Source organism: Ancrocorticia populi, from assembly GCF_003123745.1.
Lineage (GTDB): Bacteria > Actinomycetota > Actinomycetes > Actinomycetales > Actinomycetaceae > Ancrocorticia > Ancrocorticia populi.
On record NZ_QETB01000001.1, the window covers coordinates 1,064,158 to 1,080,388 of the forward strand.

Below are 16,231 nucleotides of genomic sequence, written 5' to 3' on the forward strand. Positions count from 1 at the left end.
TCACCACCAAGGAGAAATGTGGCTGCATCTGAGGAAATCGTCGAACTTGCACGCGGCGCTGCGCTAAAAGCCGCAGAAATTAAGCCCACGAGTATTACCGCGATCGACGTCTCTGAAAGGCTGATCCTCACCGAGGTATTCCTCGTCATTTCCGCGGGTAGTCAGCCCCAGATGCGCGGGCTCGTTGACGCCGTGGACCGTGCGATGCACGAGGCGGGGGAGAAGCTCCGCCGGCGCGAGGGCTTCGAAGCTGAAATGCACTGGGTCTTGCTCGATTACGGCGATCTGATCGTCCACATCCAGTTGGATGAGGACCGTGAGTTCTATGCCCTAGAGAAGTTGTGGGGGGATTGCCCCCAGATTGATCTGGGTGTGGACTTGAGGGCGGATTCGGTTTCTGAGGGTAACGACGACGAAGTTCCCTCTACCCTCGACCGCCTGCTCGCGGGCTCTGACGCTGAGGAGGATTTCGAGGCGGGGAGCGATCAGTGAGTGCTCGCAGGGTCATTTTGTGGCGGCACGGCCAAACCGACCTCAACGTTGAACAGCGGATCCAGGGAGCTCAAGACTTCCCGCTGAATGACGTAGGACGCGAGCAGGCGGCGCGCATTGCTCCAGAGATCGCGGCCGTTGCGCCTGATCGCATTATTAGCTCGCCTCTGTCACGTGCTGTGGATACAACGCAGCGTGTGGTTGAAATAGTGGGCGTACCCATGGAGCTGGATGGACGGCTCCGCGAGCGGAACTATGGCGAGTGGGAGGGACTCACCCGTGATGAGATCAAAGAGCGCGATCCCGAGCAGTTTCAAGTGTGGATTGATGGTGGTTACCCCGAGGGCCTTGGCGTTGAGACGAACGTCGATGTAGGCGAGCGAGTGGCTGAAGCTGTCAATGAGGCTGCTGATGAGATGAGAACCGGGACGCTTTTGGTGGTTGCTCACGGCGCCGCTATTCGCGCGGGTGTCTGTGCCCTGCTGGGCCTGGGTAGTGAGAACTGGTCCGGGTTCCGCGGTATGGACAACTGTCACTTTGCAATCCTGAACCGTCAGGAGAACCGCAACCCCGGCTGGTGCGTGCATTCCTATAATCAGGTAATCGCTCCCGTGAATGAGCCGATTGAGAGCGTTCGGCACGCTAATGACAAGTAAACTCGGGTGTGGGATGAATCTCCCGGCATAAAGCCCTTTCTGATTTGGAGGGCAAGCGATTCGGCTGTAAAGTAATACGAGTCCGCGGGGCATTGGCGCAGTTGGTAGCGCGCTTCCATGGCATGGAAGAGGTCAGGGGTTCGAATCCCCTATGCTCCACAAATTGAATTTGTAATTGGCTCGGCTTTGGCCGGGCCAATTTTGGTTTATGGCTTGTGGGCTCGAACCCGTGAGGGTTCAGGCAGCGGGGAAGCGAGCCGAGCTTGGGAATTGCCTGAGGGCGGGCGGTTCAGCGAGTAGGCTGATGGTGGTGTACTCGCCGGTGGTTGAACATTAGCCGCACTCGCGAAGCGCGCTCGGCGAAGGGGAGGCCGCACGGCTGGGATTCCGTGAGAAAGGCAGGCGAGTCGGCTGTGGAGCACAGTACTATCGGTCCTAAGAAATCAGATACGCACACTCCTACTTCGACGAAGACGCGAAACTCGGTGATTCGTGCTGCAACGATGATCGTGCTGTATTTCGCCGTCAATTCCGTGCTAGGGCCCATCATGGTGGGCTTCGGCTGGCTAACACCTCATTGGGCGCAGTTGACCGTGTACGTGATCCTCTTCGCGGTGAGCATCTCCCTGTACGCGAAGCATTTGGCCCGCGAATGGCACCGGTTCCGAACGGACGTCGCGGGGAAGCGTCTACGCTTCTTCGGCGAGCTGATCCTGATGTCGGTTGTGGGTACAGTGTGCACCGGGCTTGCCTCAGTTCTGGCCGGATCCGAGACGACTAACCAAGAAAACATTGAAGACATGGTCGAAGTAATCCCGGTTGCGCTCGGCATGATCGTGATCGTACTGCTTGGCCCGTTGATCGAGGAGCTGACGTTTCGACAGTCGATTATTGGTGCTTTTCCTAGGCCACGGAAGTGGTTGCTAGGCGTCCTCTCCGTCGTGTCAGTGCTGATTTTCGATGCTGTCCATATTGCCAAACTCTCCGAGTTTTGGGTGTATCTTCCCATGGCGGTACTGCTTGTACTGTTTTATCTTCGTCATCGATGCAACGTGTGGGCGACTATTCTGTTCCATTCGTTCTACAACTGCGCTGGGTTTGTACTTATCGTGCTGTAATCGGCGTTCCACACACACTCTTGAGGCTGGGACGCTCAGGCTGACCTTGGATTACAGCAAGGTCTCCGAGATGTCTGCTGGATCATTGATCTCGACTCCGAAGCTGGACACGACGGTGGTCGAATCGTTTACCGACGCGCCCGGAGTTTGTGCAGACCGTTGTGCTTGGACTGCATGACAGCCGCGATTGAACGCCATGACATCACAGATGCGATCGACGCTGCCGATCCGATTGATAATACCGAGGCGAAGGAACCAATCGACCCCACCGAGCCGAACGATCCGACGCTTCCAATCGAGAGTACTGAGTTCCTCGATCCGATCGACAGCACGGAGCCGCTCGACCAAAGCGAGAGTTTCGATGGGAGACTATCCATTTGGTGCTCCTTAGATTTGTTGTTATCGGCGTTACGGGTTGCTCATTATGCTCCAACGGCTGTATGAGTGTCTATGGGTCGGGGAGCGTTGCCTTCGAGTTCTAAGCCGATCTCATACAGCGTAGTGTCAAGCAAGAGAGCCGATGGGAGGATGGAATGCACACTAGTAGTCCGAGGAGTTGCGTTACGTCGATCCGTTGAGTGGTTGGAAAGGAGCCATGAGCATGCCCATCGATTTGGCCTATCCGTTCGCGGGATGGTGGCGCGTCCAGAACAGCCCTGCGAACCGAGTTCCCAGCCACGGGACACGCCTATTTGCCACCGCCTACGCCATCGTTCAGGCCTAGGCCCGGACCGCTGAATAGATAAGGAACCGTAGAATCAAGCGATTCGAGATTCTCGTACTTGTGCGGGCCGCGCTTAGCAGGACGGCTGCTTAGGCATCAAGCGCTGCTACCGTGGCTGCCAATACTTGATTAATGTTGGGCACGCCTTCGCCTCGGAATGTTTGTTTTCCGTGGGAATCACGCACAATCACTGTGGGCGTTGATGTGATGTCAACGCGTTCGGCGGCATCTGGATCATCAGCCACGTTGATCTCCGTGACGTAAACAGACGGAACAAGCCTAGCCGCAGTATCGAGGATGCCGCGTGTGCGCCGGCACGCCCCACAGAAGGACGAGCTGAAAAGCTCAAGGTGCACAGCCTCTGATGAGTGTTCGTCAAATGCCACGTCTCTAGATTAGTACTTGAGCACGGCAGCGCTTCATTGCCTCAGTCACAAATGGGCATGATTGACGCCAGTGCGTCACGCTGGACGGACTGGCGTCAATCAACTCACCATGTTTCAGCATATGCCGAAAAGTCTAGCTCCTGCGAAGAGGGTCCTCCTTGTGGGGTCGAGTCTTATTGTTCGATGTCTGTCGCGTTGGATTGGCCTTCCGAATCGTCTCCGGCGTTTAGGGGAGTTTCGGGTGTGGATTCCGGCGAAGTCTTGTGCTTGTGGCTGGCGGCTTTTGCTGCGGCGCCTGCCAGTACTGCGGCTCCGCCGGCTGCGGCTAGGCCGACTCCGTTGAGACCGGTGAATGCTAGGCCATCATTGGCCCCGCCTGTGCCGCCATTGCTGGGACCGCTATTGCCGGTTCCCGAACCGCCGGTAGGTGTTGGGGTCGGATTGTCTGGACCGCCGGTGGGGACTGGCGTTGGCTTGGGGTCACCGGTAGGCTCAGTGCTGGGCTCATCCGTTGGCTCCGGCGTCGGCTCCGGCTCGGTAGGTTCAGGGCTGGGCTCCGGATCGTTTCGGTCCACGGTCAGCCCGTAGTACATGCGAGGTGCGCCGTCCAACGTAATGAGGACATTGCCGCCCTCGTTTGCCAACTTGGTGGCGCGTCCCAAGCAGTCGATTTCGGTGACGTTGCCTTCGGCAGGCAGACTGACCTCAGTCTTCGTCGGCCATACATCGACCCAAGGTTCGGGCATGTCGTAGAAGGGGTCATTGCGGTCCTCGAAGTCTGAATTTATGACATAGCCATCGGCACGCGACCATAGGACCTGCAATTCGCCTTGAGGGGTGTCGAAGACGAGGCCGTGTCCCTTGGCCTCGTCGGGTCCGACCTGATACTCCTTGACGAACTTCGCATCCCCGAGGTGTTCGGCGGCCGTCGCGTAGGCCAGCGCTGAAGACTTCAGCGATCCGTCAACCATGACCATTCCGTAGGAGAACTCCTTGTCGTTAGGCTGAATACCATCGACGTTCCACCAGACACCGTCACTCATCTGGTACCAGTAGAAGGAATCCACGTTGTCCTTATAGGCGTAGGCAATCGTCATCAAAGTGTTCTCGGCGGCGTTACGGAAGCTGTCGGTCCACCAATGGTTGGCGTAGGTCACGGCGTAGGTCTCGGTGATGAGTAGCTCGTGGTGGGTGCCGTACTTCTCGTCCAGTTGAGCGATAGTGTCCATGATGGCCACGACGCTCCCTTCGTTATTCCAGTACGAGCCGTCCGAGCCAGTGCCCCAGGTATCGGGAGTGGGCGCCCAGTCAGCGGTGAAGTTCCCGCGTCCTGTGTGCAGGGCGACGGCCTTTGTTGCCTTCCACGCGGCGCCGTCTTCCTCTTCCGCCAGCTTTTCCAGCCAGACGTAGTCGGGGCCCGCTAGGCCCATGATGCACAGCTCGGTAGATGCCCCTGCGTCCATGAGGTATTGGTGCATGGGAAGCAGGACGTCGTGGACGTACTCGGGTGCTGTAGCTCCGCTCAGAACACCACCCTTCATGTTCCATTCGTTGGACAGCTCGAAGTACGGTGCGTTGCTCTCCAGACATGCCTGAGTGTACTCGGTAAACAGCTTGTCGCGTGCAGCCTCGTCGAGCTCTCCGTCGGGGTAACCCGAGCCGCCACGTAGCTGGCCCTGAGTGGGGCCGCGGTGGAACATTCCTTGTATACCGGCGGCCTCCCGCTCGGCGGATTCCATTTGCTGGTACTGACGCAGGTGGCGCACTCCCATCCTCTTGCAGAGGTCCACCCAGTCGGTGCGACCGACTCCGTAGCCGGCGCCCGCACCCATGAAAATGGCCGCGAGACCAAATTTCGACGTACTGGCGGGGACGGGGTTGTCCCACGGAGGCAGGACGCTGAGGTTGAGACGAGCGACGGCGACATCGCCAGCGGCCGATGTTGCGGTGGCCTCTAGGAAGTAGATACCGCGCGGGACCTCTCCCTGACTGGTCCCAGACAACGTGCCGATTCCCGATAGGCCACTCATGACCTGCTGGCCCTCTCCGACAACGGTGCCGTCGAAGTCGCGGAGGGTCCAGTCCACGGTGACATCGGCGTTTGCCGCAAGGTTCGTCACTGTGAGATCGAAGGCCAGAACAGCAGATTCAGCCGTCCACAGGTGGAATGGCTGCTCCGTGGTAGCACCCAGCGTGAGGTTCTCCGTGCTCAGTTGACCACCGGCGGCTGCGGAAGAGGTGGTCCCGATGACTCCCATGTAGGCCATCTCGTAATGGGTCTCGTCGATCTTCATGGCGGGCAGATGGAAGTTCCAATCGGACACCCAGTCAGCATTGTTCTTGGCGGCGAGCTCGTGGCACATCACGTCATCTCCCAGCGGGGTCGAGTAGACCTTGCCCAGCGGAATCTGGAAGGGAATGCCGCCGCGTTCGTCGGTGTCCCAAGATCCCACAGTGATGGCCGCGGTTTCCTTATTCGCCTCGAAAGGAACGTAGCTACGAGTGATCTGCGTGTATCCTGAAGCGTTGTCGAATCCGGACGGCGTGGTGAGATCGATGGCGAGGTGGAAGGATCCACCGTCTCCAACGGTGAAGGTGCCGTCACAGGCGTACTGGGAGACATCGATGGAGTCGTCCGTGGTGGTCACGGTGAAGGGGATCTTCAGAGACTGTTGTCCGTCCGTCTCCACCAGAGTCGGCTCGGTGGCCACGCCGCTGACCTTTCCGCTGATGTAGACCTTGTGAATCTTCAGTCGCTTGACGTCAGCGCCGTCGTGGATGTGGAGATTTCCGTCATCACCGAAAAAGACCCGAATGCCCTCGGCTTCTAGGACTGGTCCGACTGCTGCTTTGGGTGCCGCTAGGGCGTGAGGGGAGAACCCTCCCAAGGCGGAAGCAGTGGTGAGGAGGCCGGCTGCCGCGAGGAAGGTCCTCCTAGTGATGTCGATGGTCATTGGTTGGTGCCTTCCGTGTTGTCATTGGTGGGGTTGTCTGCCGCGTTGAGCGGCGTTCCTGTTTCGTGGGTGGATGTCGATGATTTCTTGTGTCTGTTGCTGGCGGCTTTTGCTGCGGCGCCGGCTGCGGCTGCGGCTCCGCCGGCTGCGGCTAGGCCGGCGGCGTTGAGGCCGGTGAAGGGTAGGCCGTCACTCGTTCCGCCTGTGCCGCCGTTGCCGGAACTGCTATTGCCAGAACCACCGCTTCCTGTGCCGCCGTCGCCGGGACCACCTGTGGGGGTCGGGGTCGGCTTGCCAGGGCCGTCGGTTGGGTCCGGCGTCGGTTCAGGCGTCGGTCCGGGCTCAGTGGGGTCCGGGGTCGGCTCCGGGTCCGGACTGGCAACCGAGCGGTAGTATTCGGCGCGGTGGACTTGCCCCCCGGCAAAGACCTCGGTGAAGATCCGGAACTGATCTGCTTCAGTCACGTCTGGCACCGTCACCGTGAACTCGCCCGGCTCGACGTCGAATGTCGTGACGTGTGTGGGGACGTCCTCGATGCGGACGACCATCGTCTTCTCGGAGCCGTTTATTCCAGAGACAACGAGGTCGGCGTCGTCCATGGCGACCGAGACGTCGGTAAGAGCAATACTTGCCTTGCCCTCCACGTCGTCTGGTCCCAGTGAGTCGGGATCTAGGGCACCTTGGACAACAATTGGCTCTGCCGTTACAGTCACGCCGGCGCTGGCAGCGACCGACAGGGCACGGCCGATGGTGTCCGAGACCTGAATCTCGCCCTCAGTTGGGATCTGTACGGTGAGTGTCCCTTCCGTGTGCTTCTCCCAGGCCTCCTTCTGGGGATAGAACCCATCGGAACCATGGTCGGACATGACGAGATAGCCGTCCTGACGGCTCCACAGGATCCAGAAGGGACCTTCGGCGTTACGGAATCGCAGGCCACGAAGGTCGGGATGGGGGGATTCGATCCATCCGAGGAACTCCGCGCCGTCGAGGATCTGGGCGCCCCACTCGAAGGACAGCAGTTCGGGCTTCGGGCTGCGATCGACGTGGGTGAGCCCGTAGTGGTACTCCCCATCTGTGTGGTTGACCCCGTATTTCTCTGACCAGTTTCCGTCATAGGGCTGGAACCAATGAATTCCTGTTGCCCCCACGGCCATCGTCAAGGCCAGTGTGAGCAGAGTGGCGTCGGCGGAGGTACGTTCGTCGTCGCCCCACCAGGCGTTCGGCTTCGTGGGAGCGTAGACCTCGGTGAGCCACAGCTCCTTTTCCGATCCATATTCATCAAGATAGGCCTTGGCTTTCCGTACAGCACCGAAGAAGTTCCACGCTTGGCCGTAGGTGTCGGGTCCGGTACCGATGGGGTCGAGATCGGGGACCAGATTGCCGCGTCCTGGGTGGATGGCGACGCCATCGAGGACGTCCCACCCGCCGTTGTCGCGCACGATGTCCATGAACGTTGGATCCCAGCTGCCTAGGCCGACGGAGTTGAGTTTCGCGGTGCTGCCACGGCGGTCCATCTCCTCGCGGAACGGAATCAACCACCCGCGCGTGTACTCTTCGGCGAACGTGCCCTTGCCTAGGCCGTCTCCGCGCAGATTCCACTCGTTGAGTAGTTCGAAGTGAGAGATTCCAGCGTGGTCCCCCAGCGTGAATGCGCGGTCGTACCAATCCTGAAGACCTTCAGGATCATCGGCATACTGGCCGGGTGAGGCAGCCGGCTGAAACGCGGTGGCTATTCCCAGACTCTGCGTCTCGGCAGCAGTCAGCCAGTTGTTACGCAGGTGTTTGACGCCTAGTCGCTGCCAAAGAGTGACCTCTTCCTCATGGCTTTCAAAGCCGGGTGCTTGCGTGGCCCCCTCAGCCGGGGAGCTGGGGAAACCGCCCATCCCAACGATTGACTGGTCGGGTGGGCCGAACTCATGAGGAGGAATGACGGCCGCAGTGGTGCGCGCCAGAACCTCGCTGTCACCGCCTGAGGCGACGACTTCCAAAAAGCTGAGCGAGCGCGGGCCAGGCAATTCGACGCTCACCGGAATCGTTGCGGCCGATGGAGAATCGAATTGCTGATCATGCGTTGACTGGTGGGTTACAGTCCCATCGAAGTCCCGGACCGTAAGCTCCACGCTCACGGTCTGAGCGGCATTGGAATACACCCCGATGTTGAAGGTTTGTTGGCCCGCTTCGTCGAATAGGTTGAAGGTTTGCGAGCTGGTGACGTCAACCGCCAGATCCGGAGCGGCTAGGAGAGCGCCACCGATGAGCGGCTCGGCGGCCAGGTAGTGGTCCAACGATTCGCCCACCACGGCCTCCGTGCGGAAAGCGAAGGAGCAGGCCCACCCTCCCGATTCATTCGACGTGAGTGGCGTCGGCACGTACTCCTGGGGGAACCGATCGGTCGATTCGAACGGGTACGACACGTGGTGCGGTTGGTCTGGCCGGGCCTCCCGTGGTGGCGTGACGAATGCCGCGCTGAGTTGGCCGGAGTTCCAAGTTAGGAAGTATGCGTCTCCGGTGCGCTCCAGGTACGGAACACCGCCCCGCGGGTCGCGTGACCACTGTGCGAAGGGGTAGGGGATCTCCGCTGGGAACAACATGTAGTCCGGCATGTCGGGGTCGAGTAGTTCGCGATGGACCTTGGCACCGGTGGTGGCTGCTCCTTCCGGAGCACTGAGCTCGAACTCGATCGAAACGGCCGGTCCGGACACAGTGTAGGTGGCCGCAGACGAGTAGGCCGGATCCTCCATCTCGTAGGCGATGCGGATCCTGTGCTCCCCGTCGGAGGTTTCGTCCTGCTCCACGGAGGCTGAGGTGGAGGCCACCTGTGGCAGAGCGAACCCGTCGATACGGACCAAGGCGGTGCCTTCAGCCGTGAGGATGGTCAAGACGCCGTCGTCGTCGGCCTCAATCGCCAAGGGGGTATCGGTTGCCTTGGCACTCGGAGGCAGGGTCGAACGTAGCTGTGCTGCGTGGGCCGTGCGTGATGACAAGGCGACGGCGGTGGCGAAGAACGCACCGGATGCCAAGAATCCTCGGCGGCTGATTTCATTTCCCACGGGTTTCCCTTTCGCGTCGTGGCGGGGACGTGCAGTTCTAGTGGTGGATGTTTTCTTGTTTGTCACTCGATAGGTTTCCAGGGGCCGTATGTATCTCCAGGTGCTTGGTTTCTGGTCCACCACTTGGCTTCGAAACGTTGACCTTGATATTCGGCGACGTCGCCCTCGGTGAAGATCCGTGTTGGGGTCCACACGGCGGTGCCGTCAGCGGTTTCCACGATTTCCTGCCATGCGCCTTCGGTGATGGAGCCGGGCGTTTCTCCTTGAGACCACCATGAGGCCAGCCAGACGGAGCCGTTGTAGGTGACCCGGTCTCCGGCATGGTAGGAATCGGTGGGGGACCAATCTGCGGGAGCGCCATCGTTCAAGGATGTCCATCCCTGACCGTCGAACTGGGCCCACGTTGCTGCCAGCCCTTGCTGTTCAACTCCTGGCACCGTGTAGTCGCAGACGCCGTCGTCAAAGATGTCATTGAGACGGCGCCACTGCTCGTCGCTGAACTCGACGCCGTAATCGCCGCGCTGGGGCGAGGCCAAGTCGCACTTGGCGACGTCTGCCGCGACGGATTCTCCCGCAACTTCACGGGGGAACGATCCGGAGGGATACAGCTGCTCGCACTTGCTGTCAGGATCGCGGTCGAGGGGTTCGGTGATGAACGTGTTAGAGCCATCGCGTGAGTAGCAGCCTTCCTGGAGGTCGGCGGGTTTGTTTGCGATGACCTTCTCTCGGGCGGTGGCTTCCGAACCGTCGGCGTCGATGTTCGACAGCCACTGACCCATTGCCGTGATGATCTGCTGGCTGAACTGCGGATTACTCTGGTCCCGCATGACATTGACCAAGTTTTCTGATGAGCCGTTGGCGTTAATGAGGCGCTGGCGCAGCGAAAGCGAGTGATAGCGGGCGTGGATATTGCCGCCGTCGTTCTCGTCTAAGAAGGTGCGGTGGTCGATGATCGGGATCTCAGCCAGTCCGCCGCCGCCGTTGAGCATCCGTCCAGTCTGGTAGGCGTTGCGCAGCGCCTGCCCGTCTGCGACGGTGCGTTCAGGAATCAGGTTGGAGTCGTTGTCTAGGCCTCCAACCTGTTCGTTGAGGTCCAAGAACTGGTCCACAGTGATGTCTTCGTTGTTCAGCGCTTCGAGTCCGTATTGGATACCGACGTTGTCCATGGGGCGCCCGGGAAGCCCGGTGTCGGGGTTATTTCCGAAGAGATTGCGCATGTTGGAGAACAGATCACAGCGTGCCCCGGTGGGGTTGGTCTCCGGGTCGTATCGGAGATCTTCTGGGACTTGATCGCAGTTGGCAACCGGGTTCGTTCGCTGGTCCCCGGCGACTTGGGCGATGGTGTCATAGTTGATGAAGCCGGTGACGGCCTGCTTCTGGGCGTCCGTCCACGCGACGTCGGTGGATTTGAAGTACTCGTGTAGAAGCTTGGCGTCGGTGATGAAGTTGACCGTTGCGAAGCTGACGTCAGGGAACACATCGGAAATGAGGATCGCGTCGAGGACTCCTGGGTAGTTGTCAGCGATCTGAAGGGACTGGTCCGCGCCTCCGCTGCTTCCCCACCCGATGACGTTGTCGATGGCGCCGTAGCGTTCGCTGAAGGTCTCCTTGACCATCATCGCCGACTCTGCGGCCAACACGTCGTTGCAGCTATTGCCGAAGACGTTGAGAGAGGAAGTCATCAGGGCGTAACCCTCACCCAACATGAACGGGGCTTTTATGTCCCCAGTGTTCGATCCTTGACGGTACCAGCCACCCGGGCAACCTCCGCCAAACATGTAGATGGCCGAGCCGTTCCAGTTCTTTGGCCCGGCGGTGGGAGTGGGCTCCTCTTCGGTCAGGGGATCGTGGAGGACGGTGGTGCGGAAGATTGCGCGATTGACCGTGCCAGTCTCCAGACGAACGATCATCGGCACCACTTCACCAGAGGTCCGGGTGGTGTATTTCAGGTCTTCCGGGTATTCCGTGGTGTCCTCGGGCCACTCCACGAAGGATCCCATCTTGTTCTGGTAGATGTAATCGACCCTGTCTTCGATCGAGCAATCCTCATCGAGAGGCGGGCCCAGAGAATCCCCGCTGCCGGGTTGGACGGCGTCCTCGGTCTGACACAGGAACGGATCCTGGTGGGGACCCGAGATAACCGGGCCTTCCTGCGGGTAGTTGGTGACGGTCAACGACGCTGCAGGATTATCTGGGTCATCGTCGGAGAAGACTTGGATCTCGCTGTCACCTAGGGGCAGGTCCGTGACGACGCCGACCAGCGTGTGGTCGTCTCCGTCTGCCGTGAACACCTCCGACTGATCGGTGCCACCCGCGATGATTGCGCCATCCTCTAGTGAGGTACCTTCGGGAATCGTGACCTCTACCAAGGCGTCGCCACCGGTGACTGTGTCGGGCCGTCCGGATAGGACGGAGATGGTGACTTCAGGTTTCTGTGCTCTGCCGGAACCGTGATCATCGACTGTATCGGCAGACGCGATTGGCATCACCGTGCCAACCGTGATCATTGCTGCTGCGACTAGACATGCGGCGGTGCGCCGCTGACGTGTGAGGGGGAGGGGACTGCCGGACATCGTGTGAACTCCTCATCGAGACTTGTTGAGATGCAACTGCTGCGTAAGTGTTGATGTGTTTTCAGTGTTGATGTGTCTTCGAAACGAGGCATGCGCATCGCTGTACATGTCCCCGAATCCTTGGCGGATTGGCGCGTGTTTCACGGAGGTGGCTGATGGGCGGCTCATTCCAACCACTGGCCGTTCGACGCGAGGCAAACGTTGCTTTGTCGTCAATCTCCGCGAGTCAACTGGACTGCCTTGCCTACCGGGTTTCGGGCGGTTACAGAACAGTTGTTGGCGAATGCGAATAATCTACTGCAGTAGAGACAGGCTGACAAGGACTTTCGTCCTAGGAGTGTCTTTGGGTGGCGCCGAGAACGGCGGACTTTGAGCGCCGCGCACGGAGGTTTTCTTGGGAGACTCGGGCGAGCGAGAGGGGAAGCTGATGGTCCTCGTCGCGATGAGGTCCAGTGCTGGCGGACCGTGGTGAGGGTCTTGCGGGCGCGGGCTGATTGCTTGATGCTGTCGAGGATGCTGAAGGCTACGGCATCCGGGGGAGCGGACCTACCGCGCCTTTCGTATTGCCGCGGCTGACATTGAGTGTCAGAGTGAGTGCCGCGATGCCGGCAGTTGAGTCGAGGGCTCCAACGAGTTGGGTTAGTGCCGTATGGTGATTTCGCTGGTCACCACACTCACCAGTTCCGTGGTTCCGTCCTTGAGCACACGCACTGGGATTGGGCCGGTATTTGAGCTTCCGAATGGCACGCTATGGCACGCTCGCTCGCGCCGTATCGCTATGCTCGGCGGCCTGTCATGCATGTGGTAGGCGCTGTGTGCTGTTGAGGCGTCGGCTAGTCTTCCGGCGCTGGCGTGTGGGGTTGTGCGCTCGGGAGCCCTGTAACGGCAACGCGGCGTAGATACTCGAGTAGTTACAGTGAAAAGAATTGATAATTCAGGAATAAGTCGGGCGTTGACAGGCTGAATCTACTGCAGTAAACTCCCGTTGTGCACCAACCGAAGGTGGCGTGGGGCACATTGCCGGCAATGGAGAGGCATGAACAGCATGAGTGGAGCAATGGTTTCTGTTTCGGCGACCGTGGATGTTCTCCAATCACGCGCTGAAGCTCTCTCCTGACCAATCTCTCAGTCGGGAGGTCTAGGCGGAGCCGCACGAACGCCAGTGGCGTGCGAGGAGTGAAAGGACGGAGGTGAATCTTGTTCGGGATCGAAGCAACGGAGTTGCTTGTCATTCTGGTTGTTACATTGGTGCTGATCGGACCCGAAAGCGTGATTCACGCGCTCAAGTGGTTCAAGTCCGCCATCGAGGTGCTCAAACGGTGGAGTGGTCGACTGCGCGAGGAAACCAAGGTGGAGATGTCAGATTTGGACTTCTCGCCCCTGAACCTTGGCGGCACTGATCTGTCCTCGTTCGATCTGCGTGACTACAATCCGCGTGAAATGGTCCGTCAAGCCGTTCGCGAGGAGATGGACGCGTGGATGACGCAGGTGAGCGGTCACGAGCAGCCGGGCGCGAAACCAGCGATGGCGCATAGGCCGACTAGATCAAAAACTCCAGCCAGTCCTGCCAAGCAGGATCCGCCTACGGCACAGGCGTCGGACCCGGTGGTACCGGGCGGGCAAGCCGGGCCGGACATGGCCCAATCATCAACCGAAGTTCATACCCAGTGAAGGGATAGTCCCCATGAGACCCAGTCATATGATCGTCCTCGTTTTGATCTTGGTGCTGTTGTTCGGCGCCTCGAAACTCCCCGACCTTGCACGGTCGCTGGGCCAGTCCGTCAAGATCCTGCGAAAGGACCTGAGGGACCTTCAAGATGAAGATGATCCGAAGCCTGCGCAGGTGTGCGCGCCCCAAGACAGTGCCCAGCAGGCTGCGCCGCAGGCAGCTGCCATGAATCCGCCTGTCGCGGCTCCCAGTCCGACCCAGCCCCAGCAGTCCGCGATGCCCACCAATTCGGCGGGCGGAGAGCTGAAGTGACGGTGGCGTGAAAGTCTCCGCTCAACGTGACCCTCAACGGCGGATGGGGGTCCTAGATCACCTGCGGGAACTGAGGAAGCGCCTCTTATGGAGCCTTGCGGGCGTGCTGGTGGGCGTCATCATCGGTTGGTTTATCTTCGATCCGATTCTGGGCTACCTTCAGGGCGTTCTGCTTGATGCCGCGGGCCGAGCCGGGCAGCTGAACTTCCAGACGCTCGGCGGAGCATTGGACCTGAAGTTCACAGTTGCCTTATGGGCGGGACTCATCCTGTCCAGTCCCTGGTGGATCGTGCAGATAGCCACGTTCATCGGGCCCGGATTGCGCAAGAAGGAACGGCTTTTCGTCGCCATCTTCGGCACAACGGGCATTATCCTATTCGCGGCAGGTGCCCTAGCGGGGGTGATGGTGATTCCTCAGGCGGTGCATGCACTTATTGCATTCGTTCCCGAGGGTGCCACCACACTTCTGCGCGCAGACGCCTTTGTCAGTTTCTGTATGAAGCTAATTCTGGCCTTCGGGGTATCGTTCTTGATCCCGGAGATTCTAGTGGCGCTCAATCTAGTCGGGGCACTCAGTGTCCGCTCCATGCTGCGGGGGTGGAAGGCGGCCGTCGTCGTCTGCTTTACGTTCGCTGCCATGGTCAATCCAGTGCCCAGTCCGATCCCGATGATCCTGCAGGCCCTAGCGTTGCTGGCGCTGTATTTCGTGGCAGTTGGCGTCTCGGCCGTCCATGAGTCGCGCTTGCGTAGGCGTAACGGGATTACTAGGCCAGCACGATCGTTTCGATTGACTATGAACCTCCGACGGCGCCCGAAGCAATTGAAGGATTCGCCAGCGCGTGCATCGTCTAGCTAGGCCTCGTCTAGCTGGACAGTCGGGTAGGTAACGGTGAAACGTCGCTAACCTCGAGATTCCACATGCACCTTGGGCCACGGCGGCTCGTCTAGGCTTGATGGGCACCTCTCGCCACGCAGAGTCCGTTTGAAGAAGTCGACGCTGAGGCGTCGCAGGATCTCGTGGACCTCGCTCCCGGCATTCTTGCTCGTCATGCCAATTCGTGACAGATCTGTGGCTCCGTAAGGCGCGTCAGTGAGGTCGGCGTGGAACAGTCCATCCACCATGACATACCAACCCGGTGCGGTGGCGGACTCGTAGGCGGCTCGCTGCGTACCGTCGAAGTGTCGCACCTCGGTGGGTGACCAGCCCTCGGCTGCCATGTCAGATGCCGGGCGCGTCAGCCACAGGGTGGGAACGGAGAGCTCCCGCGCCAAGACGTCAGCCGACATGGGCGCATCCATGATAAGGCAGGCCCGAACGCGCGGATCCGTCGCGCACCACTGGACCGACGTGTACCCACCCAGTGACATGCCCATGGCGCCCACAGAATCGAGATCCATGCTAGCCCGCAACGGGTTTGAGGCCGAGCTGAGCCAATCTAAGACGGCCCGGGGGTCAGCGGCAAGGTAAGGTGCCAGACCCGTGGGATAGGCAGTTCCATCTAGGGTGGGTGGCTCCCGTTGGGGCTCGATTGACTGATCAATCAGCGGTTTGAGTACCGAGAAGCCACGGTAGGCAATGCGAGTGCCGTCGGAAAGGAGCGCCGATCCGACGGTGCCGGGTTGGTCAAGGCTGACAACGATGAACCCGTGGGTGAAGCGGCCTGGGGTTGGTGGAGGTTGTTGTTAGGCGGCCACGAGGGTGTGGCCTTTGTGTGTTTGATGGTACAAGGTTTCGTATTCGATGGGTGGAATGTCACCACATCCGGAGTGAAGCCGGCCGGTGTTGTACCAATGCACCCACTCGGCAGTGGCCCTCTCGACGTGGCTCCAGTCTTCCCATCTTGCACCCTCGAAGTCGATGAGCTCGGTCTTATAGAGACCGATGGTTGATTCCATTAACGCGTTATCGTAGGCATCTCCAACCGTTCCGATCGACCCAATGATCCCGGCCTCGTGAAGATGCTTGGAGAAAGCCAGAGACGTGTATTGGGATCCCGCATCGGAATGGTGAATCAATCCCTTGGAGGTGAATGCGCTATCGTGGCGGGCTCTGATGAACAAGGCTTGTTGCAGCGCTGAGGCCACGAGTGTGGTGGTTTTCGTGTTCATGACACGCCACCCGAGAATCCGGCGCGAGTACACGTCGGTAATGAAGGAAACGTAGCAAAAACCCGCCAGTGTCCACACGTAGGTGAAGTCGGCGACCCACCACTGATCCGGACGATCAGGCGCATCCCACCGGCGTTCCACGTGGTCAGGGAACCGGGCAGCTTTCTCATCCCTGACGGTGGTGACCA

General features: G+C 59.8%; 14 protein-coding genes and 1 tRNA gene. 9 read left to right on the forward strand and 6 right to left on the reverse strand.

Translation table 11 applies throughout. The features are described from left to right. Positions 1-18 precede the first annotated feature (18 nt). From rsfS to DD236_RS12355, 6 genes are all read left to right on the forward strand, one after another. Positions 19-492: a ribosome silencing factor gene (gene rsfS, locus DD236_RS04945; protein WP_109093215.1), complete on the forward strand. Its 474-nt coding sequence runs from the start codon at positions 19-21 to the stop codon at positions 490-492. Then, positions 489-1,148, forward strand: a complete 660-nt coding sequence (locus tag DD236_RS04950) for a histidine phosphatase family protein (RefSeq protein ID WP_109093216.1) — start codon at positions 489-491, stop codon at positions 1,146-1,148. Before rsfS ends, DD236_RS04950 begins: the two co-directional genes overlap by 4 nt. A gap of 86 nt (positions 1,149-1,234) precedes the next feature. Next, positions 1,235-1,307, forward strand: a tRNA-Ala gene (locus DD236_RS04955). Between the two features lie 254 nt (positions 1,308-1,561). After that, the gene (locus DD236_RS04960; RefSeq protein WP_133246057.1) at positions 1,562-2,266 is read left to right on the forward strand and encodes a CPBP family intramembrane glutamic endopeptidase; all 705 of its coding nucleotides are present in this window, start codon (positions 1,562-1,564) and stop codon (positions 2,264-2,266) included. Positions 2,267-2,440: 174 nt separating this feature from the next. Beyond that, complete coding sequence (locus DD236_RS12025) at positions 2,441-2,710, forward strand: hypothetical protein (RefSeq protein WP_165819823.1); 270 nt, start codon at positions 2,441-2,443, stop codon at positions 2,708-2,710. A 151-nt stretch (positions 2,711-2,861) separates the two neighbouring features. Then, positions 2,862-2,990 (forward strand): hypothetical protein, encoded by a 129-nt coding sequence (locus tag DD236_RS12355; RefSeq protein ID WP_279322669.1) that lies wholly within the window; start codon positions 2,862-2,864, stop codon positions 2,988-2,990. 89 nt (positions 2,991-3,079) lie between these two features. Here DD236_RS12355 and DD236_RS04975 read toward each other — a convergent pair whose 3' ends face one another. From DD236_RS04975 to DD236_RS04990, 4 genes are all read right to left on the reverse strand, one after another. Then, positions 3,080-3,376 carry a thioredoxin family protein gene (locus tag DD236_RS04975; RefSeq protein ID WP_207785682.1) on the reverse strand — a complete coding sequence of 99 codons (297 nt, stop codon included), beginning with the start codon at positions 3,374-3,376 and terminating at the stop codon, positions 3,080-3,082. Positions 3,377-3,549: 173 nt separating this feature from the next. Further along, on the reverse strand, positions 3,550-6,330 hold the full coding sequence (locus DD236_RS04980; protein ID WP_109093219.1) for a hypothetical protein: 2,781 nt from the start codon (positions 6,328-6,330) through the stop codon (positions 3,550-3,552). After that, positions 6,327-9,380 carry a hypothetical protein gene (locus DD236_RS12155; protein ID WP_109093220.1) on the reverse strand — a complete coding sequence of 1,018 codons (3,054 nt, stop codon included), beginning with the start codon at positions 9,378-9,380 and terminating at the stop codon, positions 6,327-6,329. Before DD236_RS12155 ends, DD236_RS04980 begins: the two co-directional genes overlap by 4 nt. Before the next feature lie 62 nt (positions 9,381-9,442). Then, positions 9,443-11,953 carry a DUF6351 family protein gene (locus DD236_RS04990; RefSeq protein WP_109093221.1) on the reverse strand — a complete coding sequence of 837 codons (2,511 nt, stop codon included), beginning with the start codon at positions 11,951-11,953 and terminating at the stop codon, positions 9,443-9,445. A gap of 1,197 nt (positions 11,954-13,150) precedes the next feature. On the opposite strand from DD236_RS04990, the gene DD236_RS04995 reads away from it, so the two are divergent. Genes DD236_RS04995 through tatC form a run of 3 tightly spaced genes read left to right on the forward strand, consistent with a single transcriptional unit; the run spans position 13,151 to position 14,790 of the window. Then, positions 13,151-13,624 (forward strand): twin-arginine translocase TatA/TatE family subunit, encoded by a 474-nt coding sequence (locus DD236_RS04995; protein ID WP_109093222.1) that lies wholly within the window; start codon positions 13,151-13,153, stop codon positions 13,622-13,624. 13 nt (positions 13,625-13,637) lie between these two features. After that, positions 13,638-13,934: a Sec-independent protein translocase subunit TatA gene (tatA, locus tag DD236_RS05000; protein ID WP_109093223.1), complete on the forward strand. Its 297-nt coding sequence runs from the start codon at positions 13,638-13,640 to the stop codon at positions 13,932-13,934. Between the two features lie 7 nt (positions 13,935-13,941). Then, complete coding sequence (gene tatC / locus DD236_RS05005) at positions 13,942-14,790, forward strand: twin-arginine translocase subunit TatC (protein ID WP_243409913.1); 849 nt, start codon at positions 13,942-13,944, stop codon at positions 14,788-14,790. A 44-nt stretch (positions 14,791-14,834) separates the two neighbouring features. Here tatC and DD236_RS05010 read toward each other — a convergent pair whose 3' ends face one another. Together DD236_RS05010 and DD236_RS05015 are read right to left on the reverse strand one after the other, a co-directional pair. Beyond that, positions 14,835-15,332 (reverse strand): alpha/beta hydrolase, encoded by a 498-nt coding sequence (locus tag DD236_RS05010; RefSeq protein WP_133246058.1) that lies wholly within the window; start codon positions 15,330-15,332, stop codon positions 14,835-14,837. 285 nt (positions 15,333-15,617) lie between these two features. Beyond that, positions 15,618-16,231 (reverse strand): IS3 family transposase (locus DD236_RS05015; protein ID WP_133246059.1); only part of this gene is annotated, 614 nt, incomplete at its 5' end.

Bases quoted from the DNA above. Each gene is read 5' to 3' on its own strand.
- tatA (WP_109093223.1), top strand. From the start codon at position 13,638: ATGAGACCCAGTCATATGATCGTCCTCGTTTTGATCTTGGTGCTGTTG.
- DD236_RS12025 (WP_165819823.1), top strand. From the start codon at position 2,441: ATGACAGCCGCGATTGAACGCCATGACATCACAGATGCGATCGACGCT.
- DD236_RS05010 (WP_133246058.1), bottom strand. From the start codon at position 15,332: ATGGATCTCGATTCTGTGGGCGCCATGGGCATGTCACTGGGTGGGTAC.
- DD236_RS12355 (WP_279322669.1), top strand. From the start codon at position 2,862: ATGAGCATGCCCATCGATTTGGCCTATCCGTTCGCGGGATGGTGGCGC.
- DD236_RS04980 (WP_109093219.1), bottom strand. From the start codon at position 6,330: ATGACCATCGACATCACTAGGAGGACCTTCCTCGCGGCAGCCGGCCTC.
- DD236_RS04990 (WP_109093221.1), bottom strand. From the start codon at position 11,953: ATGTCCGGCAGTCCCCTCCCCCTCACACGTCAGCGGCGCACCGCCGCA.